The 24,533-nt window shown below is 48.1% G+C and carries 23 protein-coding genes; 17 read left to right on the top strand and 6 right to left on the bottom strand.

Features of this window, described 5'->3' with window-relative positions; genetic code table 11:
- The 3 genes from I2G61_RS09920 to I2G61_RS09910 all read right to left on the bottom strand — a co-directional run bounded on the left by I2G61_RS09920 (position 1) and on the right by I2G61_RS09910 (position 3,370).
- A complete protein-coding gene (locus tag I2G61_RS09920; protein WP_195395776.1) occupies positions 1–597 on the bottom strand; it encodes a hypothetical protein in 597 nt (198 codons plus the stop codon).
- Positions 594–965: an iron chaperone gene (locus I2G61_RS09915; RefSeq protein ID WP_229056756.1), complete on the bottom strand. Its 372-nt coding sequence runs from the start codon at positions 963–965 to the stop codon at positions 594–596. Before I2G61_RS09915 ends, I2G61_RS09920 begins: the two co-directional genes overlap by 4 nt.
- Before the next feature lie 521 nt (positions 966–1,486).
- Positions 1,487–3,370 carry a BglG family transcription antiterminator gene (locus tag I2G61_RS09910; RefSeq protein WP_195395775.1) on the bottom strand — a complete coding sequence of 628 codons (1,884 nt, stop codon included), beginning with the start codon at positions 3,368–3,370 and terminating at the stop codon, positions 1,487–1,489.
- Between the two features lie 336 nt (positions 3,371–3,706).
- On the opposite strand from I2G61_RS09910, the gene I2G61_RS09905 reads away from it, so the two are divergent.
- The 5 genes from I2G61_RS09905 to I2G61_RS09885 are packed head-to-tail and all read left to right on the top strand — an operon-like array spanning position 3,707 to position 7,988.
- Positions 3,707–4,045 (top strand): PTS sugar transporter subunit IIB, encoded by a 339-nt coding sequence (locus tag I2G61_RS09905; RefSeq protein WP_006057274.1) that lies wholly within the window; start codon positions 3,707–3,709, stop codon positions 4,043–4,045.
- Positions 4,038–5,267: a PTS sugar transporter subunit IIC gene (locus I2G61_RS09900; RefSeq protein ID WP_195548230.1), complete on the top strand. Its 1,230-nt coding sequence runs from the start codon at positions 4,038–4,040 to the stop codon at positions 5,265–5,267. Before I2G61_RS09905 ends, I2G61_RS09900 begins: the two co-directional genes overlap by 8 nt.
- Positions 5,264–5,614 carry a PTS lactose/cellobiose transporter subunit IIA gene (locus tag I2G61_RS09895; protein WP_195395774.1) on the top strand — a complete coding sequence of 117 codons (351 nt, stop codon included), beginning with the start codon at positions 5,264–5,266 and terminating at the stop codon, positions 5,612–5,614. The genes I2G61_RS09900 and I2G61_RS09895 overlap by 4 nt, the downstream gene beginning before the upstream one ends.
- Positions 5,615–5,616: 2 nt before the next feature.
- A complete protein-coding gene (locus I2G61_RS09890) occupies positions 5,617–7,041 on the top strand; it encodes a glycoside hydrolase family 1 protein (protein ID WP_195395773.1) in 1,425 nt (474 codons plus the stop codon).
- On the top strand, positions 7,038–7,988 hold the full coding sequence (locus I2G61_RS09885; protein ID WP_195395772.1) for a S9 family peptidase: 951 nt from the start codon (positions 7,038–7,040) through the stop codon (positions 7,986–7,988). Before I2G61_RS09890 ends, I2G61_RS09885 begins: the two co-directional genes overlap by 4 nt.
- Positions 7,989–8,332: 344 nt before the next feature.
- Here I2G61_RS09885 and I2G61_RS09880 read toward each other — a convergent pair whose 3' ends face one another.
- Positions 8,333–9,079, bottom strand: coding sequence for a TetR/AcrR family transcriptional regulator (locus tag I2G61_RS09880; protein ID WP_195548229.1), 747 nt, complete (start codon positions 9,077–9,079; stop codon positions 8,333–8,335).
- Positions 9,080–9,220: 141 nt separating this feature from the next.
- Between I2G61_RS09880 and I2G61_RS09875 the strand changes: the two genes are divergently transcribed.
- The 3 genes from I2G61_RS09875 (at position 9,221) to I2G61_RS09865 (ending at position 12,731) form a co-directional block, all read left to right on the top strand.
- Positions 9,221–10,108 carry a 4Fe-4S binding protein gene (locus I2G61_RS09875; RefSeq protein ID WP_195395770.1) on the top strand — a complete coding sequence of 296 codons (888 nt, stop codon included), beginning with the start codon at positions 9,221–9,223 and terminating at the stop codon, positions 10,106–10,108.
- 1,035 nt (positions 10,109–11,143) lie between these two features.
- Positions 11,144–11,656, top strand: a complete 513-nt coding sequence (locus tag I2G61_RS09870) for a hypothetical protein (protein WP_195395769.1) — start codon at positions 11,144–11,146, stop codon at positions 11,654–11,656.
- A 34-nt stretch (positions 11,657–11,690) separates the two neighbouring features.
- Positions 11,691–12,731 (top strand): hypothetical protein, encoded by a 1,041-nt coding sequence (locus tag I2G61_RS09865; protein ID WP_195395768.1) that lies wholly within the window; start codon positions 11,691–11,693, stop codon positions 12,729–12,731.
- A 46-nt stretch (positions 12,732–12,777) separates the two neighbouring features.
- Here I2G61_RS09865 and I2G61_RS09860 read toward each other — a convergent pair whose 3' ends face one another.
- Positions 12,778–14,544 carry an FAD-dependent oxidoreductase gene (locus I2G61_RS09860; protein WP_195395767.1) on the bottom strand — a complete coding sequence of 589 codons (1,767 nt, stop codon included), beginning with the start codon at positions 14,542–14,544 and terminating at the stop codon, positions 12,778–12,780.
- 195 nt (positions 14,545–14,739) lie between these two features.
- On the opposite strand from I2G61_RS09860, the gene I2G61_RS09855 reads away from it, so the two are divergent.
- From I2G61_RS09855 to I2G61_RS09820, 8 genes are all read left to right on the top strand, one after another.
- On the top strand, positions 14,740–15,657 hold the full coding sequence (locus I2G61_RS09855) for a LysR family transcriptional regulator (protein ID WP_195395766.1): 918 nt from the start codon (positions 14,740–14,742) through the stop codon (positions 15,655–15,657).
- Positions 15,658–15,990: 333 nt separating this feature from the next.
- The gene (locus I2G61_RS09850; RefSeq protein ID WP_229100736.1) at positions 15,991–16,863 is read left to right on the top strand and encodes a PRD domain-containing protein; all 873 of its coding nucleotides are present in this window, start codon (positions 15,991–15,993) and stop codon (positions 16,861–16,863) included.
- An 18-nt stretch (positions 16,864–16,881) separates the two neighbouring features.
- Positions 16,882–18,273: a PTS transporter subunit EIIC gene (locus I2G61_RS09845; RefSeq protein ID WP_195548227.1), complete on the top strand. Its 1,392-nt coding sequence runs from the start codon at positions 16,882–16,884 to the stop codon at positions 18,271–18,273.
- Between the two features lie 5 nt (positions 18,274–18,278).
- On the top strand, positions 18,279–18,788 hold the full coding sequence (locus I2G61_RS09840; protein WP_195548226.1) for a PTS glucose transporter subunit IIA: 510 nt from the start codon (positions 18,279–18,281) through the stop codon (positions 18,786–18,788).
- A 1-nt stretch (position 18,789) separates the two neighbouring features.
- Positions 18,790–20,274, top strand: coding sequence for a glycoside hydrolase family 1 protein (locus I2G61_RS09835; RefSeq protein WP_195548225.1), 1,485 nt, complete (start codon positions 18,790–18,792; stop codon positions 20,272–20,274).
- Positions 20,267–21,100: a Cof-type HAD-IIB family hydrolase gene (locus I2G61_RS09830; protein WP_195548224.1), complete on the top strand. Its 834-nt coding sequence runs from the start codon at positions 20,267–20,269 to the stop codon at positions 21,098–21,100. Before I2G61_RS09835 ends, I2G61_RS09830 begins: the two co-directional genes overlap by 8 nt.
- 240 nt (positions 21,101–21,340) lie before the next feature.
- Positions 21,341–21,913: a guanylate kinase gene (locus I2G61_RS09825; RefSeq protein ID WP_195395761.1), complete on the top strand. Its 573-nt coding sequence runs from the start codon at positions 21,341–21,343 to the stop codon at positions 21,911–21,913.
- 269 nt (positions 21,914–22,182) lie between these two features.
- Positions 22,183–22,923: a YdcF family protein gene (locus tag I2G61_RS09820; RefSeq protein ID WP_195548223.1), complete on the top strand. Its 741-nt coding sequence runs from the start codon at positions 22,183–22,185 to the stop codon at positions 22,921–22,923.
- Positions 22,924–23,461: 538 nt separating this feature from the next.
- Here I2G61_RS09820 and I2G61_RS16495 read toward each other — a convergent pair.
- A complete protein-coding gene (locus I2G61_RS16495; RefSeq protein WP_234973134.1) occupies positions 23,462–23,572 on the bottom strand; it encodes a transposase in 111 nt (36 codons plus the stop codon).
- A gap of 448 nt (positions 23,573–24,020) precedes the next feature.
- Between I2G61_RS16495 and I2G61_RS09810 the strand changes: the two genes are divergently transcribed.
- Complete coding sequence (locus I2G61_RS09810) at positions 24,021–24,524, top strand: PTS sugar transporter subunit IIB (RefSeq protein WP_195395759.1); 504 nt, start codon at positions 24,021–24,023, stop codon at positions 24,522–24,524.
- Positions 24,525–24,533: the final 9 nt, after the last annotated feature.

Raw genomic sequence — 24,533 nt, 5'->3', positions numbered from 1 at the left:
TTAGTTTTCTTCCCGGCGCTGAGCCAGATACAGTCCCCAATCTTTTAATTGCTCAGGGATGGAATAGATGTCCTTCCCCTCAACCGTGACGGTTTTACTGACGCCGGGATGCTGCGGATCAAAGAGATCCCAGGCCGTAAGCAGATTTGGATTTTCGCGCATTTGATGCGCTGCGAAGAACTCGGCGTAACTTTGAAGATTCTGGCTGAAGATCGTTACTATGTTATATTTGCTGAACAAAATTTCATCGCCGCTCTGCAAACCGCCAAAGCCAAAGGCCGAGAGTCCGTCTTCAAACAAAAGCGGCCCCGTTTGCTTTAAAAGGGCGAGCGCCGCAGCTTGCGAACAGCCGTCGAGATAATACACATCGACATGCAGCTTTTCCACGACGCCCGGCCGGATTTCCTGTTCATTTCTGGCCTGAGTGGGCAGCTCCAGGATAAAGAAAAGGGGTTCTTCGTGGACCGCGATGAAATGCTGCATTACGGATTCGATCTTATCGGTTCCGACGTTGGCTGTAATTTGATCGCCATTGATTTTATATTCTTCCTGCAAACGTTCGGCAAAGGGAACATGGCAGCCCGCTTTCAGCTTCATTTCAGAGCCTCCTGCCGGACTTCTTCCGCGCGGAACTGGATCATCTTGATCAGTAAATCTTCAGGAAGCGGCTGATCCCAGCTCAGCTGCAACGTGTTTTTTTCGTTGGTTTTATAGGCGGTTAAATCAGTCCGAAACTGTCTGATCGTTGTTGGACTCGTATAGAAACCCAGGTGCTTTTGATTCCCGGCAAATTGTAGGCAATAACGGCCTTCCAGCATATATGTCGGTGCACCCCAGGACAACTTTTCCTCACACTGAGGTATCGTTTTTTTGATCAGTGCCCGCAGCTGATTTAACAGATTTCGCTGTTTATCCGGGAATGAACTGAGGTAATCTTCAACGGATTTCCGTTTTTCTGTTTTCATATTTATGTCGTCCCTTTCATTTGCGATTCCCTGTCCGCACTGCTGTTTCCCGGTCATCAAAGGAAGCTCAGCCGTTGCGGTCTTCAATTAGCTAAGAGAATCAGGCTGTATAGCCTGCGGTGGTTTCTTAATCATTATAGCATGTTTTCACCCAATTCCCGAGGAAGGCGAAATATCGCAAAAGGAAAAATTGGACTGAAGTGAAAAGGGCTGAAAGTGCCGAGGCATAGAGAAAATTGGAAGGCAGCTGCTAATCAGATCACATCGCCGCAGCCTTTCGTTTATAAAATCCGCTAAAAGATAAAGAACGAGACTGATAACAAGAAAAGCTTGAGCTAGGGGAAATTCAGAAGATGCTGTTTTTCTAAAGCCGCTGATTCGGAAATATAAAAACCCCCGGTTGAGAAATGCGGGAGTTTCGTCGTTTCAACAAGAAAGAGATCTGAAATCAGAAAGAACTGGAATGTTCCTGGCTTTTTATCGTTGATATGCCAATCCTGAAGCTTTATTGAAACAGTAAATTACATTGTAAAGCTGAAGATGACATTGGTAAATTCCTCAAAGGTCTTGCATTGGCGCAGGACCTCAAGAATGGACGGATCGGAGAAAAGCAGGATTAACGCTTCGTAGAGTTCCTTAAACAAGTGCGAGTCTTTCTCATTGATCGCGATCAATAAAACGATATGCACGCGCTGTGCTCCCCATTGGATGCCGCCGGGAGAAATGGCGATGGCCAGTCCGGTTTTTTCACAGTCCATTTTCATCGAATGGGGAATTGCGATCTGTCCGAAAGCAGTGGAGGCTGCCTGCTCCCGCTTCAGCACTTCATCCAGAAAGTGAGAGGAAACAAAGTGTTCATTATGCAGCTTCCGGCATAAGATTTTCAGGATGTCATCGCGCCGGCTGTCCGCTTGTTTATCCAGATAAAATAAGGCAGGTGAGAAAAACTGCGGATAATATTCCGTCAGGATCTGCATTTTTTTGCGGTCCAGAACAGTCTGAATTTGACTGTAAATCTCTTTGAGATTCATCGCGCTGATCATCGGCGGAAGCAGGATCGTAAAGCCCCGGTTCGCGTGGACCGGCACGGTGGTAAACAGAAGCTCGTAGCTTTTATCCTTCAGATCCTCCTCAAACGAAACAACCGTCGGAATGATGATATCTGAATCAAAATGGATTAACAAACAGTTGTAAATCTGTTGCTGATTCTGCTGATAATCCGGGCAGAGCAGCGCGCATTTCAACTTTTTGATGTCCTTCTGCTGCCGTTCCAGATCCGCGCCGATGTGCATTGCCAGATAGGCCGTTTCATCGGGACTGATCTGAATGTTGAAATGTTCGTCGAGATAATCCGTAATGCAGATCGCGCAGTCGTAAAGCAGCGGACAGGAGGATTGAATCGTTTCCAATAATGGATTTTTCAGGCTGGTCTGCTGCTGAGAACGGTAGAACAGATTCTTGAAATGCAGAGATAATGGCACTAACAGAGTTTCTTTGTTCAGCTGCAGGTGATAACGGCGGTTGATTTCGTCGATAATCTCATGCGTCAGCGTGAAAATCTGCGGTCCGACGATTGTTTTCAGTGTTTCATCATCTTTGCGCTGCATAAAATTGATGTTTGCGGTGATCAGCTCGTTCATATTCTGCCGCTCCAGCGGATTAAATTGTACGCTGAAGTGGGTGGAAAAAGTAGCGATCAATTCCTCACAGATCGGATGGACTGTTTCCTGCCGGCCGTCGGCTTCGCTGAAGGCATTGCCGTTGAGGATCCGGTCAAGAATAACCGTGATATGTAAAAGCAGGTTGGTATACCCGAAGTCGTTGATATAACAATTATATTTCATGAAGATATCGTGCATCGTCGTCTGCAGATACGCGATATCAATTTCCGGGAAATGCGTTTTCAGCATCGCGGCGTCGACAAAGTGTCCAGCGGCCTCCTTATATAAGGTCTGCGTCAGAAAGCGGCGTTTGTTGCGCTCAGTGCCGATGAGAAAAATCGCATCGTTCTTGCATTTTAAAGACAAATCGTAAGCAGCATATTGTTGATTGACTTTGGAAATCAGCTGTTTCATCGAAGAATAGCTCAAATACAGCTCATCGCACAAATCGTAAAGATTCAGCGAGGACGCATGATCGACAAAAAACAGATGCGTGATGTAGGAAAACCGCTCCTCATAGGACTGCGCCGGTGTTTCTTCCGGAACCGGCAGCGGCATTTGTTTATTTAAGATGTACCCTTTCGCTGTCGCCTGGATTAAATTGGGCTGTTCCTGATTGATCCCCTTGATGTGATTCTTGATCGTCCGGCTGCTGACATGAAGCTGCTCCGCCAGACTGGTCGAGCTTATCGGCTCCGGCTGCTTCTGCAGCTGCTGGATGATTTTCTCTTTGATTGGATCCATTCGGTTTCCCTCCTTCCGATTGGATAAAATGAGAATTACGGTATTTTTGGATGGCTGTCGTGTATCGGTTTGCTTGCCCGGCAGGACCTGAATACCGGAGCTTTTATCCGGCAGCCGCCTGTTTTGAGAACAAATCTAAGTTGAACACGGACGCTTTGTTGATTTTATTATACGCATGAGTTCCCGCCGGGTTCAATCAATGAAATTCACCGCAGGCATGAAATTGTTGGAGTTTTCACACCAGCGGTGAAAAAAGCGAGTGGAAAGGAATCCCTTTATCGACAATAATGAGAGCGTAAGAACCGGTTCTCATACGAAAAGGAAGGGAAAATCAAGATGGATAAAATCAGAATTCTGCTGTGCTGCGGCGCGGGCATGTCGAGCGGATTCCTCGCTCAGCAAATGCGGATCGCCGCTAAGAAAATGAATGTCGTCGCCAAGATCGAAGCTAAAAATAAGAACAGCGTTCAGGATGATGTGAACGCGATCGACCTGCTTCTGTTAGGTCCGCATCTGGAATATGTGAAAGCGGAGATGACGCAGCTGTGCGAGCCGTATCATGTGCCGGTGATCGTCATTCCCAAAGAAATGTACGCCGGACTGGATGGCAAAGGGTTGATGGAATTAAGCATGGAAGCAATTAAGAAGAATAAGGGAGAATTCAATCATGGATAAGTTGATTCAATGGCTGGGCAGCGATTTTGCCCCGAAAGTCGCCAAGTTTATGGACAAAAAAATCATCAAGGCACTCTCCAGCGCACTGATGGCGAACGTTCCGATCCTGTTGCTGGGATCGTTAGTTTCCATTTACAATCTAATCGCCGGTTATCTGCCGTTCTTACCGGATTTATCGCCGGTATACACGTTCAGCTTCGGCATTATGTCGCTGACGCTGGTCTTCTTAGTCGGCTATCACGGCGCAAAGGAATATGGCTTCGGCGAATATGGCGTTTCAACAGGCTTGATCTCGTTGATGATGTTCATGATGATCATCCGTCCGTCAATCGAAAATTTCCAGTTCCAGGTGGCTTTCGGCCGCTTTGGCGGGACCGGTATGATTCCGGCGTTCTTCGCGGGGATCGTTACGATTGTGATCAGTAATCTTTACTTCAAGCTGCATTGGTTTGAGGATTCGGAAGCGATTCCTGATTTCTTAGTCCGCTGGCTGAACCAGGTCATCCCGGGCATTGTCGTACTCGTGCTGACCACGACCTTGATCTATGGCCTGAATCTGGATTTGTTCGCGCTGATCACGCAGCTGTTCAGTCCGCTGATTGCGATTGGACAGACGTTCCCGGGCTTCTTGTTATGCATCTTCATTCCGGCGTTCTTCTATTCCTTCGGCGTCAACAGCTGGTTTATGAATCCGATCACGACACCGATCGCGCTGGCCGGCATCACCGCCAATGCGGAAGCCTTTGCCAACGGGCTGGCGCCGGCCAATATCTATACTTCCAATATCACCTTCAGCGTTATCTTTATCGGCGGCATGGGTGTGAAGCTGGCGCTGAACGTCATGATGTGCCGTTCCAAAAGCAAGCGCCTGAAGCGCTTCGGCCAGGTAGCGCTGGTCCCATCACTGTTCAATATCAATGAGCCGCTGGTCTACGGTGCGCCAATCGCGCTGAATCCGATTCTGATGCTGCCGATGTGGATCAACTCGCTGGTTATCCCGACAATCGTCTGGTTCGTCTTAAAGGCCGGGCTGGTCACCATCCCGCACGCCGTCATGAATGTCAATCAGCTGCCGATGCCGATCTGTTCCTTCTTGGCGACACATGGGGATTTCCGGGTCATATTGCTGGAAGTCGTCCTGTTTGCGGTATCCTGGGTTATTTGGTATCCTTTCTTTAAAGCCCACGAAATGAAAGTGTTGAAGGAAGAGGAAGAAGCATGAACGAACAAAACACACAACCAGCCCTGGTCAGCGCCGCGATGGAAATCATCCTGCACGCCGGCGACGCCCGCAACGATGCCAAGCAGGCCCGCGAAGCAATGCGGGAAATGAATTTCACTGAAGCACACGTGCTGTTGGAAATGGCGAAAAAGGAAATTGCGGAAGCGCATCGGGCACAGACGGAAATCATCCAGAATGAAGCCCGCGGCATCCGCTATGAATACAGCATGTTATTTAATCACGCTCAGGATACGCTGATGACGATCAACAGCGAGATCGAGCTGACTGCCGATTTGATTCTGACTTTTGAAGTCGTCATGCGCAAGCTGACGGAAAAGGAGGGTTAACGATGGCGAAGTTTCCGGAAACCTTTCTGTGGGGCGGCGCCAGCGCGGCAGTCCAGATGGAGGGCGGCTGGCAGGAAGGCGGCAAAGGCGTTAATGTCGCTGATATCCAGATCTGCCGGGTGCACGACGCGCATGGCGGCAACGTCAATTATACACGGCAATCCTTGACGGAACGGGTGGCGGATGTTTTCTCCGATCACCCTGTTCATCATTATCCCAAGCATGAGGCGGTTGATTTCTATCATCGCTATCCGGAATACATTGAGCTGATGAAGCAGGCGGGTTTTAAGGCCTTCCGCATGAGCATCAGCTGGGCGCGCATTTTCCCTAATGGCGATGATGCACAGCCTAACGTGGCAGGCCTTGCCTTTTATCGTCAGGTTTTTGAAGCCTTGCATGAGGCCGGGATCACGCCGATTGTCACGCTGTCGCACTACGATATGCCGCTGGCGATCGTCCAGCATCATCAGGGCTGGTATGGCCGTGAGACGATCGAAATGTATGTGAATTATGCCCGGGCCTGTTTTGAACAGTTCCACGATTTAGTTCCGTACTGGATCGCTGTCAACCAGATCAACCTGATCTTCGGCGAATCATTCAGCTCGTTAGGCATGATCATGGACGAATACGAGGATTTCACGGCGGCGAAGTACCAGGCGGTTCATCACGAATTTGTGGCGAATGCGCTGTTAGTCCGGGCAGCGAAGGCGATTGATCCGCAGATCCAGATCGGCGTCATGCTTGCCGATCAGATGACTTATCCGCTCAACAGCGATCCGAAAGCTTGCGAGCAGGCGTTAGAGGCGAACCGGATGAAGGATTATTTCTATTCCGACGTGCAGCTGCGCGGGGAATATCCGGGATATGCCAAACGTTATTTTAAGGAACATCACATTACAATTCGGATGGAGCCGGGTGATGCGGAGCTGATCAAGGAAAACACGATGGATTTCCTGGCGGTGGCATATTATTATTCACACTGCGTCGATGCTTCCGGCAAGAAGGTGGCCAATCCGTTTACGAAAGCAACGCAATGGGGGTGGACGATTGATCCGACTGGACTGTATATCGCGATGAGCTCCTATTGGGATCGTTATCATGTACCGATGATGATCGCGGAAAACGGCATCGGCGTGGAAGAAACGCTGGACAGCGAAGGTCAGATTCATGACGATTACCGCATTGCCTATCATCGCGAGCATATCGCGCAGATGCGGAAACTGATAGAAGATGAAGTGGAATTGTTTGCTTATACGCTGTGGTCGCCGTTCGATATCGTCAGCGGCAACAGCTGCGAGATGGAAAAACGCTACGGCCTGATTTATGTCGATGTGGACAATAATGGTCAGGGTACGCGCAAGCTGGTGAAAAAAGACAGCTATGCCTGGTTTCAGCATGTCATCGAAACGGACGGTGCAGAGTTATGAAGTCCTGGAGCTATGGCTTATTAGCGGCAAGTCTGTGCCTGAGCTTAGCCGGCTGCGCTTCTTCGCCCGCGCAGGACTCAACTCCAACGTCCGATCCGGAGAAGCTCCCGGAAACAGTGAAAATGCCGACCAGCGAGAAGGTTGAGATCGATTCCGCCCGCGGCATCAAAATTCAGGCTGTTCTGGATTTGCCGGCGGACATGCCGGAAGCGGGTTATCCGTTAGTTGTTTTCGCTCATGGATTTCAGGGCAGCAAGGAAGAAAGCGGAGCGTTTACCGATGTCGCAAAAGGACTGGCTGAACAAGGTATCGCCAGTCTCCGGCTGGATTTCCCAGGCTGCGGTGAAAGTCAGGAAGACTTTATGGCCTACACGCTGGAAAATATGCACGACGACGTCGCCAGCGTTTTCGCGTATGCCCGTGCGAATTACAAGATTGACGAAGACCGCCTCGGGATGCTGGGGTACAGTATGGGCGGCCGCGTGACTTCGCTGTATTTAAGCGAGGAAAAGGTCGGAACGACCGTCTTATGGGCGCCGGCGGCGGCCGACGGGCTGAAGTCGCTGACAAGCATGGGGAATGAGGAAACGATTAGAAAACTGATCGAAGAATCCGCGGACAGCGGCGTTGCTACTATCCGGATCTGGAATCAGGAGGTTCCGGTCGCGCACGACTTCTTAGAACAGTCCGCGCAAGCCAAACCGATGGGCAATCTCAGCGCCTATACCGGCAGTTTGATGGTGGTCACCGGCGGGCAGGATAACACCGTAACCAAGACGATCACGGATCCGATCTTTGAAGCGGCGGTCAATACTAAAATCACAACCCATCTGGATGTGCCGCGCGGCACGCACTCGCTTGGGGCCGGGGAATTCGGCAACGATTCGGACGTCCAGAATGCCGTTGTTGAGGCAACTGTCCACTTCTTTGCGGATCAGATGAAATAATGGAGGATTCCTGCGAAAAATTGGAGCATCGCATCCAAGGATTAAAGCGAGAAATTCAGCTCTTTCATAAATCTCCCCGAATAAAAAGGCATGATCGTATGCCTTTTTGTTTACGCCAGGCGCAAACAAAACTGAAAACTGTTGAATCTGGCGAAGGGTTTCCATCAGCCGCGGACTTTTTGCAACAACGTTAATTGTGGAGTGAAAGCAAGACCAGCGAAAAGACAGAACATCATTTTCCCTTAAAGAAGGAAGGCGGCGGAGGAAAGAAATGAAGAAGCAGGAAAAAAACTCCCGAAACGAGTGATGCCCAAGAGAAAGCTTTGAAAATAAGAGGATTAAAGTTAGATGAAAAAGGAATTAAGAAATGAGAAAGAAGGATCCCAGCGTTCGATCTGTTCGTACAACCAGTCACTTTCCGGACTTGCTTTTTGCCGATAAGCGTCAGTGAATGAATGCAGGAAACGGAAAAAAATCTGAGTGTAGTGAACTGGCGCTTGTGAATCTGTGCGATGGCGCAGAATTTGTAAGAGAATGCCGCCGAACAGGATATCAGCTGCAGCGATCAGGTTTTCCACATCGGCCGACAGGAAATAACCTTCCTCTACACAGGGAAGCAGGATATTCTGATTCTTTCGTGCAAAGTCCGTTTCTCCAGTCTGTGCCAACAGTGGGGCGCTGAGCTGTTCGCGAATCTCTGGAAAGACCGCAAAATAGTCTGGAATTCGCTGGTAAATCAGCGCTTTTTCTTCCAGTTGGAAAAAATATAGAAACAGCTGGGGATGCTGGAAAGATTCACGGCATTGGGCGAGCCATTGGCCCAGGTAGTGATTGAGCGAGCCGTTCAGCTGTTCCTGTAACTTCGAAGCGTCGATCCAGATCAGGCTCATTCGGTCGATCAGCGTGAAGGCGATCAGCTGGTTCATATTTTGAAAATAGTTGTAAAGCGTCGCGCTGTTGTAGCCGGCGGCGGCAGCGACCTGGCGCAGCGTGATCGCATCGACCGGCATGTCATCCGACAGTGAGACGACCGCGTCGATAAAGTAGCGGGTCATCCGGGATTTCTTTAATAGAGCGTTATGTTCATTCATAGACATGTCCTCTTTGCCTGTCATTATAGCATAATTCTCAAAGATCAAAATAAAATAACTCATTGATTGTAAAAATAATCGTTTGATTGTTGAAAAATGAACAAACCCTGATACAATGGAAGAGACGAGGAGGAAATAGAAATGAAGAAGGAAATATCACGTCGAAATTTTATTAAAGGAACCGCTGCGTTGACGGCTGGGGCTGCGCTGATGGGACTGGCCGGCTGCGCTGAGGAAAACACGCCGGCACCGCAGGAAGCGCCGAAATCCAAACATGTAAAGGTTGCGGTTTTTTCGCCGACAGAAGGAACAAAGAATGCCGCGGCGATGTTAGCGGCGAAGTTCTCTGATGATGTAGAGTTTGCGGATTTGACCAACGCGGCATCCCGGACAGAAGAAGTGACGTTTGCGGCTGAGGATCTGGCGATCGTCGCTGCGCCGTCGTATGGCGGACAGATTCCGATGATCGAAGGTTTGTTTACAAACTTAAAGGGCGATAACACCCCGTGCGTCGTCGTCTGCGCCTTTGGAAACCGCGCAGCGGAGAACGTCTATGCCAACATTGCGAGTATTGTTTCCAAGCAGGGTTTTGTCGTCGTTGGCGCAATCGGTTTGGTAACGCCGCATGTCTTTGCCAGCGTTGCCAAAGCGGGACACAGCCGTCCAAATGTTGAAGACAATCAGATCATGGCTGAATTCGCGGGCAAGGTTATGGATAAACTGAACAGCGGAACTGTTGAAGCGATCACGATTGAAGGAACGCCGGAAGTTGATTTCGCGAAGGAAATCTCAGCAGCACCGAAAGAATTCAAAGCGGAAAATTGTATCCAGTGCGGAGCCTGCGCGGCGAATTGTTCGACCGGAGCCATTGATCCGCAGACATTGGAAATTGATGAGACCAAGTGTATCAACTGCATGCGCTGTTCGTTTGTCTGCGAGTATAACGCGCGCTCGTATGATACCGCAGTAAAACGTGACTTTATCGAAGGCAAGCTGTCGACGAAGAAGCCTGTTGAATATTTCATCTAAGTTACGGGTCTTTGGTTATCCCAAATCATCAATCAGGAAAGAAGGCAACCGCAGCGAAATCCGCTGCGGTTTTTCAATGGCCGCAATGAAAGAACTTGATGGAGAGGCAGGCTTCCACAGCGGCAACAGGAAGAATTTTGCGATACTGAAATTTTGCTTATAAGATATGGAGTTAACGATTCGGTGTTGGTAGGCCGCGGCACAGATGAGGACTTGTTTTTTTGGATAATAAGGGAAAAAGATTTTCACCTCTTTTGTTTTGCGAGCGACAACTCAGCGAAAATAAATAAAAAGTTCTTGAAATAACTCAGGAATGGAATATACTATAAGCGTAGGGACGCTTGAGAAAGCGATACCCGTCAGACACTATCTCTTATTTGAGAAGTGGTGGACAGATAAGTGCCGGTTATCTTTGTGGGATGCGGCACTTTTTCTTCTGAGTTCTATAATTTTTAAGATGCAGTCCAAGCTGGTTGTCAAAAGCTGGGCAACCGCCAGAATGTCCCTTATCGTTAAAGAAGACAAAAGTTCCATGAAAAAATTCATAGAAAGCCCCTCCTTTCCAGAGCTGCAAAAAACAAGCTCGAAAAACAAATGAATCAAAAGAAAGATCCATCCAGGACGGGCAGCCGCTTTATCAAAGACCCTACATCTTTAATATTGCGTAAAATTCAAAAAAGCCTTCTGAGAAAATGGGAAAAGTAAAATTACTTTTGAGGTTTAGTAAAACTCTAAAGGGCGGATCTTTATTTAAAAGTGTCTGAAAGTTTTTTATCATAGCGGGGGGATGATCTGGAAAATGATACGAAATAAGCTTGGTAATTCCGAATTTCTCCTTTTGCAAAGGAAATTTTTTTATTTTCGGGCAGTCAATATCTGAATACTTTTTTATGTCCAATGTTTCTTTACTATTCTTGACAGAAAGCAGTTATAATGAAATCAGAATCCACGACCTGTCAATCTGCGTCTGGTTTGCCTATTCTAATGTGGACGCCAGTTTTGTGAAATCAAAGAACGTTGATAAGAGGAATGAATATGAAAGGTAAGACAGTTTTGTTAATCATTTTAATTTCTGTTATTGCGCTGATGACTGCGTCTGGTTTGGTCATGGCTTTTTACATTTCTGAACGTGAATTTCAAGGCGAGAAAATCTTGTCTGTCGTTCGTTTTACCAGCGCCGATGAAAAGACAGAGGCGGCAGGTGACCTAAAACTGGTGAGCACTCCTGATTTTATCCTGATCGAGTTCGACGGTCAGGCCTGCCAGATTAAAAAAACGGAAGGTCTGGTGAGCGCCTTGGAAGGCGGACCTTATTTATGCGAGAATGAAACTCCATGGGAAATTTATTTTGGAAAGCACTACGATGCGATTGGAATAAATAAGATTGCAAATTTGACAAGGATAGAAGATTGGCGAAGTTATCAACACACTGACGTCTTTTTCCTAGCCTTTTCCGGGAAGGCAGAAACTGCCGCAAGGATGAAAAAACAGGATTGCGTTCGGCAGTTTAAAAAGCTGACGCCGGTATTCGATATGCAGCTGGATTGACCCTGAAAATGGATTGCGAAAAGGGGAGAAAATCATGGGAAAAAGAATCATTCTGTTTTGTGCGAGCTTGTTTTGGCTCTGTTCCTGTGCGCCGTCGACGGCCAATGTGCCGCCAGAGGAAACTGCCGCATCAGAAGAAGCAAGATACATCGTGGAACTCATTGGCGGCCGGGAAGAATTTTATACCCAGGGGAAAATTGCGGTTATTCTTGATCCGCAAGTTCGCTATCCAAAGTATGAAATCATCGAAAATTACGTTGAAATCAAACAGGGGAATCAATGGAAGCGATGGAAAGAACCGCTGTTTCCGACAGATGGGTCGTCAATTCCCGAGGAAGAAATTCAAACGGTAAGCGTGCTGATCTACGCTTTGGATTCGCTCCATTTTGATCAGGATCAAGTCTTCCGTATTGCTCTTACGCTACGGGATAAGGAGGGGGATGTGACGGTGACAACCGTGCCGGCGACGGTGATTGCGGGTTCGCCGACTCAGGAAGAATTAGATCGGACAGAGTATTTAACGCTTTATCCGTATTCAGAATACGCAGACGGAAATATTTTTACGCAAAGCCGTGCGGTAGATCCCGACAGTGCGCCGGTTCTTGTCGATATTGAAGCCTGTAAGGTAATCAGTCGTTTTTCAGGGATGTTAATAAGGAAAGTAGCCTGCGAAGTGGTTGACCGCAGCGCCTGTCCAGTTGCAGATTACCATGATTTTCTGCCGCAAACGGATCAACCGCTGATCGCCAAAAAGACCGTCGGCGGTTATCTTGACGGTCCTTTATATGAAACGGAAATGGTCAGCGGCGAAGTTCTGCGCGATCTGATCGAGGAATTGCTGGTCAATGCCAATTCGGAAGTGATCCCGATTCCAATATGTTTCAACTCAGGTCAGGGATTTGCCGAGGACTTGGACAGCGAGTCTTACGGTTATGTTTTCATTACGGAAGATTGGCAGCGAAGCTACTTTTTTTCACAGTCTGTCCAGAATTCAGGCATTGATTTCGAGATCATCGAGAATGGAAAAGCTTTGGCGCATGTCTTTATTCCGACTTCGTTCCGCCTGAATCCATAAACAAAAGAATCCGGCGAACCGAAGTTTACCGGATTTAAAATCTGAATTAGAGTTCCGCCAGTTCGCGGCCTAACAGATAGGACAGCGTGCAGCAGACGGCGCCCAGGTTCTGTCCCGGCATGACGAAGTTGTAGGAGTTGGCATAGAAATCGCCTACCATGATGCCGGTGTTATACAAACCTTCAATCGGCTGATCGTCGGCGTCGCAGACCTGCAGATGATCGTTAGTGCGCAGACCGCCGCAGACTGTTAAGAAGGTTGCACCTGTCACCTTGGAGCCGTAGAACGGAGCCGTTTCGATCGGATAGAGCACTTCCGGGTTCACATGGAATTCGTCATCCTTGCCCGCTTTGACAAATTCATTGTAGCGCTTAATGCTGGCAAGCGCATTCGCTTTCACTTCATCGCTGTAACCTTCGTACATCTTATCGACCAGTTCTTCCAGGGTATCGGCTTTGAAATAATTGGAGTTGCTGTTCCACATTTCAATATATTCTTCCGGGGAATAAGCTTTGATGCCGTTTTCCTCGTCGACGCAATGGCCGAACGGTTCCCACTGATCCTGGGTATAGGCATAATTGACATCCCAGACGCCGAAAGCGGTGCGCTGCGGCAGCTGGAGTACCGACATCGCGCCGTAAGCGAAGTTGGTGACTTCGTTCTGGAATCGCTGACCGCGGATATCCAGATTCAAGCCCCAGAAATTCGAGATAACCGCATGGGAAGGACCCGGCACGCCGCCGTTGATCATCGGAGCACAAGGGTAGGTTTTCTGCCAGGCAGCGCCGACCCACAGCCCCATTTTCTGACCATCGCCCGGCATTAATCCGTTATAGACCAGACCGGCGTCATAGTCGATCTCATCCGATAAAGTATCTTTAAAGATTTCGTAAGCCCATGGCGAATACTTGGCCATCATATCTTTGTTTCGGGAGAAGTCGCCGGTAGCCAGCACGATCGCCTTGCGGCCGACATATTTAACATAGCTTCCGTCTTCCTTCTGCGCGACGACGGCGGAAACGCGTCCGGTGTTGTTATTTTCCCGGATCAGATATTTTGCGACGGTCTTATAATGAATTTCTCCACCCATGTCCGCAATGTGGCTGGCATAGGCCTGAGCCTGCAGCGGCGCGCCGAACAGAGCGCCGAACGGCTGTTCCTCATTCCAGAAATTGTGCGAAGCGCTGGGTACGGTCAAGACTCCATCCGGATCATAATAGCCGGGTTCCAGGCAGACGTGCAATCCCTTCGCTTCCATTTTGTCGATCATCCAGTCGACGGATTCCGCGCTGTTGTTGATCCACCGTTCCCATTTCTTTTTATCCATGAAATAAGTGCCGGAGGTTTGTTCCGTTTTTACGATTTCCCGGGCAATTTCCGGCGAATAATCAATACCTTTGGCCTTCTGATACTTGGAACCCACCGCATGATTGGAACCACCGCGGGAATACGGCTGGGAGCCGGCGGAGAACATCAGGACATCGGCGCCCTGTTCCATTGCCGAGCACATCGTGCATAAGCCAGCCATACCGGAACCGATGACGATGATGTCATGCTCGATCGTTTCTTTGATTTCAGAATCCGGGATTGGATCCGGCGCAATTTCAAACGACCATTTTTTCTGCGCCATCGTATCGGCAGTTAAGACGTCGTTGTTGGCCGGCGCTGATGAAGCCTCCGGGGTTTTCGCATCGTTGTCTGAAGCACAGCCGCCCAGCATACCGGCAGCCGCCAAGCCGACAGCCCCCGCTGCCGCACCTTTGATGAAGTCCCGCCGGGAGATTCCCTGCGCGAGTTTGTCAGTGTTTTTCATTTCCTTCCTCCTTGAGTTTTCGAGCCGAACTGTGCTTTTATAAGATTGACAAGAAATGCACAATGCTCTTTAATTGATATTGTAGGCGGTTTCGGATTAGGAAAAAAGCATTCTTTTTTTGCGGCTGCGCAAGGGAAACTTGCTTTGTGCAAAAAAAGTCAAATCAATTATAAGGAGAAGACAGGGGGAATTCAGATGGATATTCAGCATCTGCGTTATTTTCTGACCGTCAGCCGGACCTTGAATTATACCAAGGCGGCAGAGGAATTATATATCAGCCGGCAGGCGGTTGCGCAGGCGGTGCGGCAGTTGGAAACGGAGCTGCAGTCGTCGCTTCTGATCAATCGGAAGAATACGCTGGCCTTGACGCCGTTAGGACAGGTTTTTCAGAAGGAGGCGGCGAAAATTGTCCGTTCGTTTAGTCAGTTTGAAGCAGCGATGATGAAGCAAGCTGAAGATAAGAAAAACGAACTCAAAATCGTCATGGGCGCCGGCATTGTTCTGAATTTATCAGCTGAGATTTTCGCCCGTTTTTCCACCGCTCATTCTTCCATTTTATTATCGACGAAGGAAGAAGATAATGAAGCGATACTGCATCATGTGACGGAAGGCGAAGCGGATCTGGGCTTGATCGGAACCACGCCGGCCTACATTCAGGGGTTCCGTTACTGTCTGATCAAAAAGAGTGATCTGCATGTGTGCATGCACGTCGATCATCCGCTGGCGAAAAAAACATCGCTGACATTTCAGGATTTAAAGGATGTGCCGATGGTCGGCTTTGGAGAGAAGTATGACCTGCATCGCTATTATGTGCAGAAGTGTCACGAAAATGGTTTTTTACCAACCTTTTCTATTATCACTGCGGATGTGAATATCTCACGCAACCTCGTGCTGGAGAACCGGTCGGTCAGCTTTGCGTTTCCAGACTACCGCAAAGACACACACCCTTCCCCATCCAAGGTCAAGGTGCTGCCGCTGAATCTTGGCGAAACGGATGATTGGGGAATTTACGCTATCACGCGGAAGACCCAGGAAATCACGCTGGCCCAGCAGCTATTTATGGAATTCATGCAAAGTCAGGCACAGACTGACAATTCGGCCATCGCGGCCTGAGTTCGCTGACAATTTCACGCTGTCTCGTTTTTATTGAAACATCGGTCAGTTGGCAATGGAAGAAGCGGGAATCCTGCGTTAATCGAGGGAAGGGAAACGATAAAATTGAAAAATCATGAAATATGAAATCGCTATTGACAATCTGCAATCGCTTTCATTATAATACAGTCAGGAACAAAAATAGAAATCGGACTTGTTACTTGATCTTAAGATTAAGGCAAATTCCAATGGGCTGTTGAGAGGACAACCCAATTTGGAGTTTGCCTTTTTTTGTTCTTCTCTGGGAAGGAGGCAAGAGGAAAAGATGACGCAGGACAGGACTCGTTTGGACTTATGCTGAAAGACACACTGCGGGTCAAACGAATCATAAACAACAACATTGTCATCGCCGAGGACTTCAAAGGCCACGAAGTCGTCGCGATTGGCAAAGGGCTGGGATTCCGCAAACAAAAGTATGACGGTATTAACAGCCGCGAAGTAATGAAGACGTATGTGCTGGTTGATGGATCTGCCCGTCCGCAGCTGCTTTCTTTGTTTGAACAGGTACCCTTTGAGATCATCGAGCTGACGCAGAGAATTATTGACATCGCGCAGGAAGATCTCAAAATGACGTTTAATGTGAATCTGGTCGTAGCCTTGGCGGACCATATTCAATTCAGCGTCAATCAGTACAAAGCCGGCTTTGATATGCCGGCGCTGGTCAACGAGGAAGTGAAGCGGTTTTATAAAGATGAATATGAGGTGGGTAAAAAAGCGGTTCGCCTGATCAACGAAACGCTGCATATCCAGCTGAAACGGGAAGAATCCACGTCGATTGCCTTCCATCTAATTACCGCCGCGGAAAAAAGACCGAACCATGATGCGCTGCGGATTATGCAGGGTGTCAGCGAAATCATCAAGCTTGTGGAGCAAACATTGGATCTGACACTGGATGAAGATTCCATGGCGGTTTCCCGCTTCATTATCCATCTGAAATTCTTTATGCGAAGCATCCTTTTTGAACAAGTCCGGCGCAGCGAAGGATCGCTGGGATCCATGTTATCCCAGTTTTCTACCGGCTATGAGCAGGCTAGCCGCTGTGTCGATCTGATTTCCAACTATGTTCTGGAACACTATGATTACTCGCTAACCGATGAAGACCGGTTATATCTGATGATTCATGTCGTCCGGCTGTGGGATCAGCCGGGCGGAAGTCATAAAGCGTAATAGCGAAGGGAGAAACTTATGGCTAAAATTGATTATTCTGCATTAGCCGCGGCGATTATGGAAAACGTCGGCGGTTCCGGCAACGTTCATACAGTATCACATTGCGTTACACGGCTGCGGTTTGTACTCAAGGACCGCTCAATGGCGAAGGATGCTGAAATCAAACAGCTGACCGGCGTCTTGGGCGTGGTTTATGGCTCGGGTCAGTATCAGGTAATTCTGGGGGAAAATCTGTTTCCGGTGTTTGACGAAATCGTTAAGAATTACGAAGTCGAAACCGGCGATGTCGTAGCGGAAAACCATACGGAAGATCTGGCGCTGAATGGAAAAAAGAAAACAATAAAAGATTATTTCATGAAGGCGATTCAGTTCATGTCCGCGTCCTTGACACCGTTTATTACCGTCTTATTCGGAGCGGGCATGCTGCGGGTCATTCTGTCATTGGCTTCCTATTTTTATCCGGCAATAACGTCCAGCACAACGTATATGTTGTTTAACTTCATGTCGCAGGCGCCATTCTATTTCATGCCGATTCTGGTTGCTTACGGCGCCTCCCGCGTCCTGAAATCCAATCCGGCGTTTGCGATCACCGTGGCGGCCGCATTGCTTTATCCTGATTTTGCGGTGATGGTCGCAGCGGGGGATCCGGTCACGATGCTGGGTCTGCCGGTGAAGCTGGTCAGCTATTCCAGTTCGCTGCTGCCGGCGATTTTCTCAGCGATTCTGTTAGCGTATCTGGAGAAATTCTTCTATCGTGTGATTCCCGGGATGCTGCGGTCCGTCTTTGCCCCGCTGTGCGTATTCCTGGTCGGCTATCCGGTGACGATTTTAATTCTGGGACCGGCCGGCGTTGTCGTGGGCACCTGGATTGTGACCGGCATTGTCTGGCTGCAGGCCCATGTCGGAGGCTTTGCGCCGGGCATCATTGCGGCGATTCATCCATTCTTAGTCATGATGGGCGTCAACATGCTGATGGTCGCGCCGATGACCGAATTATTCACGTCGGTCGGCTACGATAATGTTTTCCGTCCAGGCTGGATTCTGCACAACATCGCAGAAGGCGGTTCCTGTCTGGCAGTCATGCTGAAAACGAAAGATAAAGATTTGAAATCCAGCGCGCTGTCCGCGGCGATCGGCGCGATTATTTCCGGAGTTTCCGAGCCTGCGCTCTATGGCATCAATCTGCGTTTAAGAACACCGATCTTCGGCGTCGTGGCCGGCGGTCTGGTCGGCGGGGCAGTTGCCGGATTTATGGGGGCGAAAGCTTTTTCCATGGGGTATTCCAGTATTCTGGGCGTTGTCATTTTCGAGAATACGATCACGGCGATTGTAGCGGGTGTGATCGCGGCGTTCTTCGTTTCTTTCCTGGCCACCTTTGTGCTGTATAACGGGAAAACGGTGAACGACTGACGCCGATGCTGAATCTTTTCAAAAGACAAGCTTCAAGCTGTCCGCAAACCGAGATCACCGCGGTCATCAGCGGCCGCTTACTCCCGCTGAGCGAGGTTCGGGATGAAGTGTTTGCGCAGAAAATGCTGGGCGATGGAGCGGCGGTCCAGCCGGAAGGTGAAATTGTCGCTGCCCCCTGTGACGGGAAAATCACGATGCTGTATCCGACCCTGCATGCGTTCGGCTTAGTTAATCCTGATGGGTTGGAAATTCTCGTGCACATCGGAATTGATACGGTGAGCTTACAGGGAAAGGGCTTTAAAGCTTATGTTCAGGAAGGGGATTCAGTAAAGCGCGGCGATAAAATGATCCGCTTCGATTCCTATCTCATGAATCAGAAAGGCATGGACATGACAACGATGACGTTGTTTCCCAACGCCGATGCTTTTCAGCTCGATATACAGCGCAGCGGTTTTGTCAAAAAAGGGCAAAGTCGGATTGCGACCTATCAAATAAAGGAAGGAAAGGACAAATAAGATGAAAAATACAAAAGAGATTCAAGCGCCAAAGGGTTTCCCCAAGGGATTCCTGTGGGGCGGAGCCACGGCGGCCAATCAATATGAGGGAGCTTATTTGGCGGATGGCAAACTGCCTTCCGTCGCAGACGTCCAGCCGCACGGCATCTTCGGCGGACCACAGGAGGATCAGCCATTCTACCCCACGCATGAGGCCATTGATTTCTACCATCATTATAAAGAGGATATCGCGCTGTTTGCGGAAATGGGCTGGAACGTCTACCGCACTTCGATTGCCTGGACGCGGATTTATCCAACCGGCGAGGAAGAAACGCCCAATGAAGCCGGCCTGCAATTTTATGACGCGATGTTTGATGAGCTGATCGCCAAGGGCATGAAGATCATGATCACGATTTCCCATTATGAAATGCCGCTGGCGCTGGTGAAAAAATATGGCGGATGGGATAACCGGAAGTGGATCGGATTCTATATGAAATTCGTCAGGACAATCGTCGATCGCTACCGCGGCAAGGTCAGCTACTGGCTGACGTTCAATGAGATCGGGAATAATGTCAATTATCCGATGATGTGGATGACCGCCGGTATCCGCGCCGACAGTGAAAATCTCGAGCAGAAATGTTTCCAGGCTTCCCATCATCAGTTTGTCGCGTCATCGCTGGCGACAAAATATATTCATGAAACCGACCCGGCCGCTCAAGTTGGCTCTGTCATCGAATATAAGACGATGTATCCGATCACCTGTGATCCGAAGGATTCCGTCGTGGTTTCCAAATGCAAGCAGAAATCGTATTTCTATCCTGATGTGCAGGTGCGTGGGGAATATCCATCCTATATCTGGCAGTATTTAGAAGAACATCACATCGAGATCGAATATGAAGAAGATGATATGCGGATCATTAAAGAAAATCCTGTCGATTTCTTATCGTTTACCTATTACCGGTCCCGGATCGCGGGTAAGGATTATATTGAATCCGTGCAGAAGGACACTAATAAATCGGACGCGCTCGTCGAAGGGGATCAGCAGCAGATCGGCCGTCAGGATATTGTTTCGACCGGGCAGACCAATCCATATCTGAAGCTGACGCCTTCCGGCTGGTCGATTGATCCGGATGGTTTATACCTGGCGTTAACCGATTTGTATGACCGGTATCAGGTTCCGATTTTCATCGCAGAGAATGGCCTGGGGCTGAAGGAAGAACTGGTTGAGGGAACGGTTGAGGATGATTACCGGATTGAGTTTTTAACCGATCACTTCAATGCGATGAAAGAAGCGATCCGCAACGGCGTTGAATTGTTCGGTTATACTTATTGGGGACCGATTGATCTGGTTTCCAACGGTACAGGCCAGATGTCCAAGCGTTATGGATTTATCTATGTTGACCGCAACGACGCCGGTCAGGGCACCAACCGGCGGTATAAGAAAAAGAGCTTTGACTGGTATAAAAAAGTGATCGCAAGCAACGGTGAAGATTTAAGCAATGATTAAATGCATCATCACTGATATTGATCAAACGTTAACTGACGCCGAAATGAAGCTGACGTCGCGGACCCTGGAAGTGGCAGGCAAAGCAAGGGCGCAGGGAATTCAAATTGTACTTTGTTCCGGCCGGCCATTTCCGGGGATGCGGGATTATCTTGAAGCTTTGGGATTGAACCAAAGAGCGTACTGCAGCGTTGGTTTCAACGGCGGCGTACTGTATGAAAATGGTACGGGCACGGTATTGCGGGCAGCCTTTTTTGAGCCGGAAACACTGCGGGAAATTGTTGCCGAGCTGCGCAGGGTGAACGTGAATTTTCACCTGGAATCTCCGTCTTCGATTGTGACGGGATTGAATCCGGTGAAACATTACACGGTGCGGGACAGCTTTATTACGAATATGCCGCTGGAAGTCGCGAAGTTTGAAGCTTTGTTGAAACGGTCAGATATCTGCAAAATCATGATCGCTGACAAGCCGGAAACGTTGGATTCGCTTGTTCTTCCTGAAAGATTGAAAACAAAGGCGAAGTTTGTCCGGAGCCGGCCGTATTATCTGGAAGTTGTCCCGCTGAATGTGCATAAAGGTCTGGGCGTTGAAGCCGTGGCTGCGCGATACCAGCTGAAGAAAGCAGAAATTCTGGGGGTCGGCGACGGCCTGAATGATCTGGAATTGCTGGAAGCCAGCGGAATGAAAGTGGCTATGGAAAACGGTGCGGATGCGTTGAAGCAGATTGCCGATGTCATCGCGCCTCCGCATGATCAGGACGGCTTTGCACGATTGTTGGAAGCGCTGCTGCGGGGTGATGATTGGATTCTAAGTAAATTAAATAATTAAGATTGTGTTTAAACGGAAGAATTTGGATTTACATCGAATTTCTTCCTTTAGAGGACTATCTTTGTGCAGTGAAACGCGCTTTCTTGCTATAATAGATTCAGAAGAACAGATTTCATGGAGAGTTATGTTTGTAAATGCAACATTTTATGATGAAAATTTTACAATCAAAAAGAAAATGTTTGTCATTGCCTTCGTTTTGCGGTATAACTACATTATGAAATCTGAGGGAGGGGCGAATTTATGGCAAAAGGATTAGTCGTTATTTTGAGCGGTGTCAGCAGTATCGGCAAAGATCAGGTGCGTCAGAAGCTGCTGGATGATCCGGAATTGGGCTTGATGGATATCATTTCTCTGACCACACGGCCAAAGAAGGAAACGGAGAAAGATGGCTGGGATTATTACTTTGTTAATCATAAGGACTTTGCGAATGCCGTGCGGGATCATAGGATGCTGGAATATACTGAATTCAACGGATATTACTATGGAACTCCGGCGGAGCACGTAGAGTTTTTGACGGCGATGGGGAAGAATGTTCTGATTTCCATTGAGGCGCAGGGCGTAGGCCAGATCCGCATTAAACATCCGGACAACAAAGCTTTTTTCCTGGTTCCGCCAAGTCTGGACGAATTGGAGAAGCAGATCCGTCAGCGGTATCATGCGGACGAATCGGGCATCAATCTGCGAATGAATAAAGCGAAGACCGAACTGGAACTGGCGAATATCTTCGGCATCTGCGTGCCGCTGACTTCTGATGAGGAAGCCTTCAACGTCATCAAGACGGAACTGCTGGAAGAATTGAAAAATCGCGAATAGGAGAAGGAAAGCCGGCGTATCGCCGGTTTTTTGTTGGGAAAAAGAGGAACAGAATTCGATTTGTTCTATAACCTTATCCGGGGTTTCTTTTGTTGATAAAAAGCTGCTTTTCTGACAAAGCGGAAAAATAAAGTAAAAAATTGAAGTAAGATCCATACGAATTGATAACGAAACATCGCGGACTCTTACGGTGAACTTAAGGTTTTCTGACATTCCGGATATTCATCATAAAATATGTTATTCTAACGTCAGAAAGGCAGGCGGCGATGATGAAAAGAAAAACAGTTATGGTGATTTCAGGATTGATTTGTTTCATCTATGCCTGTCTGACAATGGTTACGGTTTCCCTGCAATTCGGCAACGCCTTTTTTCTGACGTTAGCAGTGGTGCTGATCGGCGAGGGCTTAATCCATGAAAAGCTGGGGAAACAGGGAAAGCGATGGATGAACGGTATCTGGATGATCAGCGGCATACTGGCTTTGATTTTGATCGGCTTAATGGTAAATGCGGCCAACATGCATGTCGCTGCTCTTAAAGATCAGGGGTCCACAGTGATCGTGTTGGGGGCGAAGATCAATGGGGATCAGCCGAGCTTAATTCTGAAACGGCGGCTTCAGGCTGCGCTGGATTATGCCAATGAAAATCCGGATTGCATGATCATTGTGACCGGAGGTCAGGGCAAGGGGGAGGATTATGCGGAAAGCACAGTGATGAAGAACTGGCTTGTGGAAAACGGGCTGGAGATGAATCGAATTTTGGAAGAAAACCAAGCCCGCAACACGGGTGAAAATCTGAAATATTCTTTAAAGCTGCTGCGTCAAAACAACCTGAGCGAAAATGTTGTGATCGTCACGGACAGTTTCCATCAGCTGCGTGCTTCGATTCTGGCAAAACAGTTGGGAATCGAACAAATCAGCGCTGTAAATTCGCAAACTCCGGTATCGTTGATTCCGATGTATACCGTGCGGGAATGGTTTGGATTAGTGAAAGCACTGGCGCTGCAGAAATAAAATAAACAGGATTTCTTAGTCGAAACTGAGAAATCTTTTTTATCTATTAGGAAAGTGCACGTAAAGGAGTAAGGAAAATAAAAACTCTTCAAAGTTATGTTGCGCTAAAGAATTTTAAAGTGATGGGATTCATTTTTAAGGTACACACTGAAAAGAAAGAGAAGTAGGAATACTCTGTTTTAGAAACTTTCTTTAGGACATCCCCAGGAAGCATCAGAGAATCACAACGGATACAATAAGCAGAAAAACATAGAATACCGTTTACGGTAACCAAGTCGCAAACTTCTTCCGCGATGTCGATTTCCATCGGATCAAAGAAGTCGCACTGAGTACACTTGAAGGGGATCAATTCCGTTGTGCCAGTCAACAAATTTCCACGTTTCATTGATTTTCATCTCCAATCCAGACGGGCAGAGGAATTCTACAAATTCCATAACATGACTGCAGGGACAGAGTAAAGAATCAATATCCCGGTGGACTCTTTACGGAATTCATGATAGGAGGTTAGTTTCTTGTGAATCTGCTTCCGAGGTTTACTTTACATCTTTCGAATACAGGCGCTGAGTTTTTTCTTTCGTGAAGTATAAGCGCCTAAATAGCGAACCATTTTGAAGTTCTCATCGGGAATATGGATCATCAATTTCTTCATGAAATCTACGATGGAGTCAAAGATATCGACCTGTTCTTTCGTTTGATGATCAATATAATGCCATCAAACGAAATTAAGATCATAATCATAGTTTTCAATCCGACTTTGAGCAATGACAGGTCGGCCTACATAATGGATAATGTAGTCAACCCCCTCTTGATTGGTTTTTCAGAGTGTTCGTAGAACACTTTTTCTCAATGATTTAATGACTTTCTGATTGAGCGATTAACCGATATAAGGTGTTGAATATTTTATGTCCGGCAGGTTTGGGATTTCATGCAAGATATGATAAAAATACCTAAATTCATTTTACGATCAACCTAAACAAGCTATGAATCCTTCTTGTCTTCGACAAAAAGGATGTAAAGTATTTCCGCTTTGAGCGGAATCTGGGAATGATTTTTTTGACAACTCGGATGCTAGAATAGGCGCAGAAAGGAGAATTTCAATGAATATTCTGAACTGCCGTGTTGACGACCGCTTAGTGCATGGCTGCGTCGCGACAATGTGGGTCCCGAAACTCCATGTGGAGCGCGTTCTGTGCATTGACGACGAAAGCGCAAACAATCCGATGCTGAAAAATGCGTTGCGCATGGCCACACCCAATGGCGTATTCCTGTCCGTATTAACTCACGAAAAAGCCGTTGAAAATCTCAAAGCTGACCGCTATCAAAATCAAGCCGTCATGATCGTCGCCAAAAGTCCCAAAACCTTCTTAACCCTGGTGGAAAACGGGATACCCGTTCCATCGCTGACGCTGGGAAATCTCGGCAACATCGACAAGACCGCAGATTCGGTCGTGATCAGCCGCTACATCACCGTGAATGATGAGGAAGCCGCCGCCCTGGAACAGCTGCATGAAAAAGGGGTCAGGCTGGAAGCCAAGCTGCAGCCGGCGGACGACGCGATTGCTGATTTCTATCAGGTGATGAAAGATAAACGTAAATCATGAGGAGAGGAG

The sequence above is a fragment of the Holdemania sp. 1001095H_141210_F2 genome, from assembly GCF_015558105.1.
GTDB lineage: Bacteria > Bacillota_I > Bacilli_A > Erysipelotrichales > Erysipelotrichaceae > Holdemania.
This window is presented reverse-complemented; position numbering and strand designations above follow the sequence as displayed.

What these genes read in the sequence shown, in the direction of transcription:
- I2G61_RS09895 (WP_195395774.1), top strand. Translation starts at nt 5,264, where the DNA reads ATGAACGAACAAAACACACAACCAGCCCTGGTCAGCGCCGCGATGGAA.
- I2G61_RS09870 (WP_195395769.1), top strand. Translation starts at nt 11,144, where the DNA reads ATGAAAGGTAAGACAGTTTTGTTAATCATTTTAATTTCTGTTATTGCG.
- I2G61_RS09840 (WP_195548226.1), top strand. Translation starts at nt 18,279, where the DNA reads ATGCTGAATCTTTTCAAAAGACAAGCTTCAAGCTGTCCGCAAACCGAG.
- I2G61_RS09905 (WP_006057274.1), top strand. Translation starts at nt 3,707, where the DNA reads ATGGATAAAATCAGAATTCTGCTGTGCTGCGGCGCGGGCATGTCGAGC.
- I2G61_RS09845 (WP_195548227.1), top strand. Translation starts at nt 16,882, where the DNA reads ATGGCTAAAATTGATTATTCTGCATTAGCCGCGGCGATTATGGAAAAC.
- I2G61_RS09830 (WP_195548224.1), top strand. Translation starts at nt 20,267, where the DNA reads ATGATTAAATGCATCATCACTGATATTGATCAAACGTTAACTGACGCC.
- I2G61_RS09885 (WP_195395772.1), top strand. Translation starts at nt 7,038, where the DNA reads ATGAAGTCCTGGAGCTATGGCTTATTAGCGGCAAGTCTGTGCCTGAGC.
- I2G61_RS09915 (WP_229056756.1), bottom strand. Translation starts at nt 965, where the DNA reads ATGAAAACAGAAAAACGGAAATCCGTTGAAGATTACCTCAGTTCATTC.
- I2G61_RS09835 (WP_195548225.1), top strand. Translation starts at nt 18,790, where the DNA reads ATGAAAAATACAAAAGAGATTCAAGCGCCAAAGGGTTTCCCCAAGGGA.
- I2G61_RS09820 (WP_195548223.1), top strand. Translation starts at nt 22,183, where the DNA reads ATGAAAAGAAAAACAGTTATGGTGATTTCAGGATTGATTTGTTTCATC.
- I2G61_RS09850 (WP_229100736.1), top strand. Translation starts at nt 15,991, where the DNA reads ATGCTGAAAGACACACTGCGGGTCAAACGAATCATAAACAACAACATT.
- I2G61_RS09825 (WP_195395761.1), top strand. Translation starts at nt 21,341, where the DNA reads ATGGCAAAAGGATTAGTCGTTATTTTGAGCGGTGTCAGCAGTATCGGC.
- I2G61_RS16495 (WP_234973134.1), bottom strand. Translation starts at nt 23,572, where the DNA reads ATGAAGAAATTGATGATCCATATTCCCGATGAGAACTTCAAAATGGTT.
- I2G61_RS09860 (WP_195395767.1), bottom strand. Translation starts at nt 14,544, where the DNA reads ATGAAAAACACTGACAAACTCGCGCAGGGAATCTCCCGGCGGGACTTC.
- I2G61_RS09875 (WP_195395770.1), top strand. Translation starts at nt 9,221, where the DNA reads ATGAAGAAGGAAATATCACGTCGAAATTTTATTAAAGGAACCGCTGCG.
- I2G61_RS09900 (WP_195548230.1), top strand. Translation starts at nt 4,038, where the DNA reads ATGGATAAGTTGATTCAATGGCTGGGCAGCGATTTTGCCCCGAAAGTC.
- I2G61_RS09865 (WP_195395768.1), top strand. Translation starts at nt 11,691, where the DNA reads ATGGGAAAAAGAATCATTCTGTTTTGTGCGAGCTTGTTTTGGCTCTGT.
- I2G61_RS09880 (WP_195548229.1), bottom strand. Translation starts at nt 9,079, where the DNA reads ATGAATGAACATAACGCTCTATTAAAGAAATCCCGGATGACCCGCTAC.
- I2G61_RS09920 (WP_195395776.1), bottom strand. Translation starts at nt 597, where the DNA reads ATGAAGCTGAAAGCGGGCTGCCATGTTCCCTTTGCCGAACGTTTGCAG.
- I2G61_RS09810 (WP_195395759.1), top strand. Translation starts at nt 24,021, where the DNA reads ATGAATATTCTGAACTGCCGTGTTGACGACCGCTTAGTGCATGGCTGC.
- I2G61_RS09890 (WP_195395773.1), top strand. Translation starts at nt 5,617, where the DNA reads ATGGCGAAGTTTCCGGAAACCTTTCTGTGGGGCGGCGCCAGCGCGGCA.
- I2G61_RS09910 (WP_195395775.1), bottom strand. Translation starts at nt 3,370, where the DNA reads ATGGATCCAATCAAAGAGAAAATCATCCAGCAGCTGCAGAAGCAGCCG.
- I2G61_RS09855 (WP_195395766.1), top strand. Translation starts at nt 14,740, where the DNA reads ATGGATATTCAGCATCTGCGTTATTTTCTGACCGTCAGCCGGACCTTG.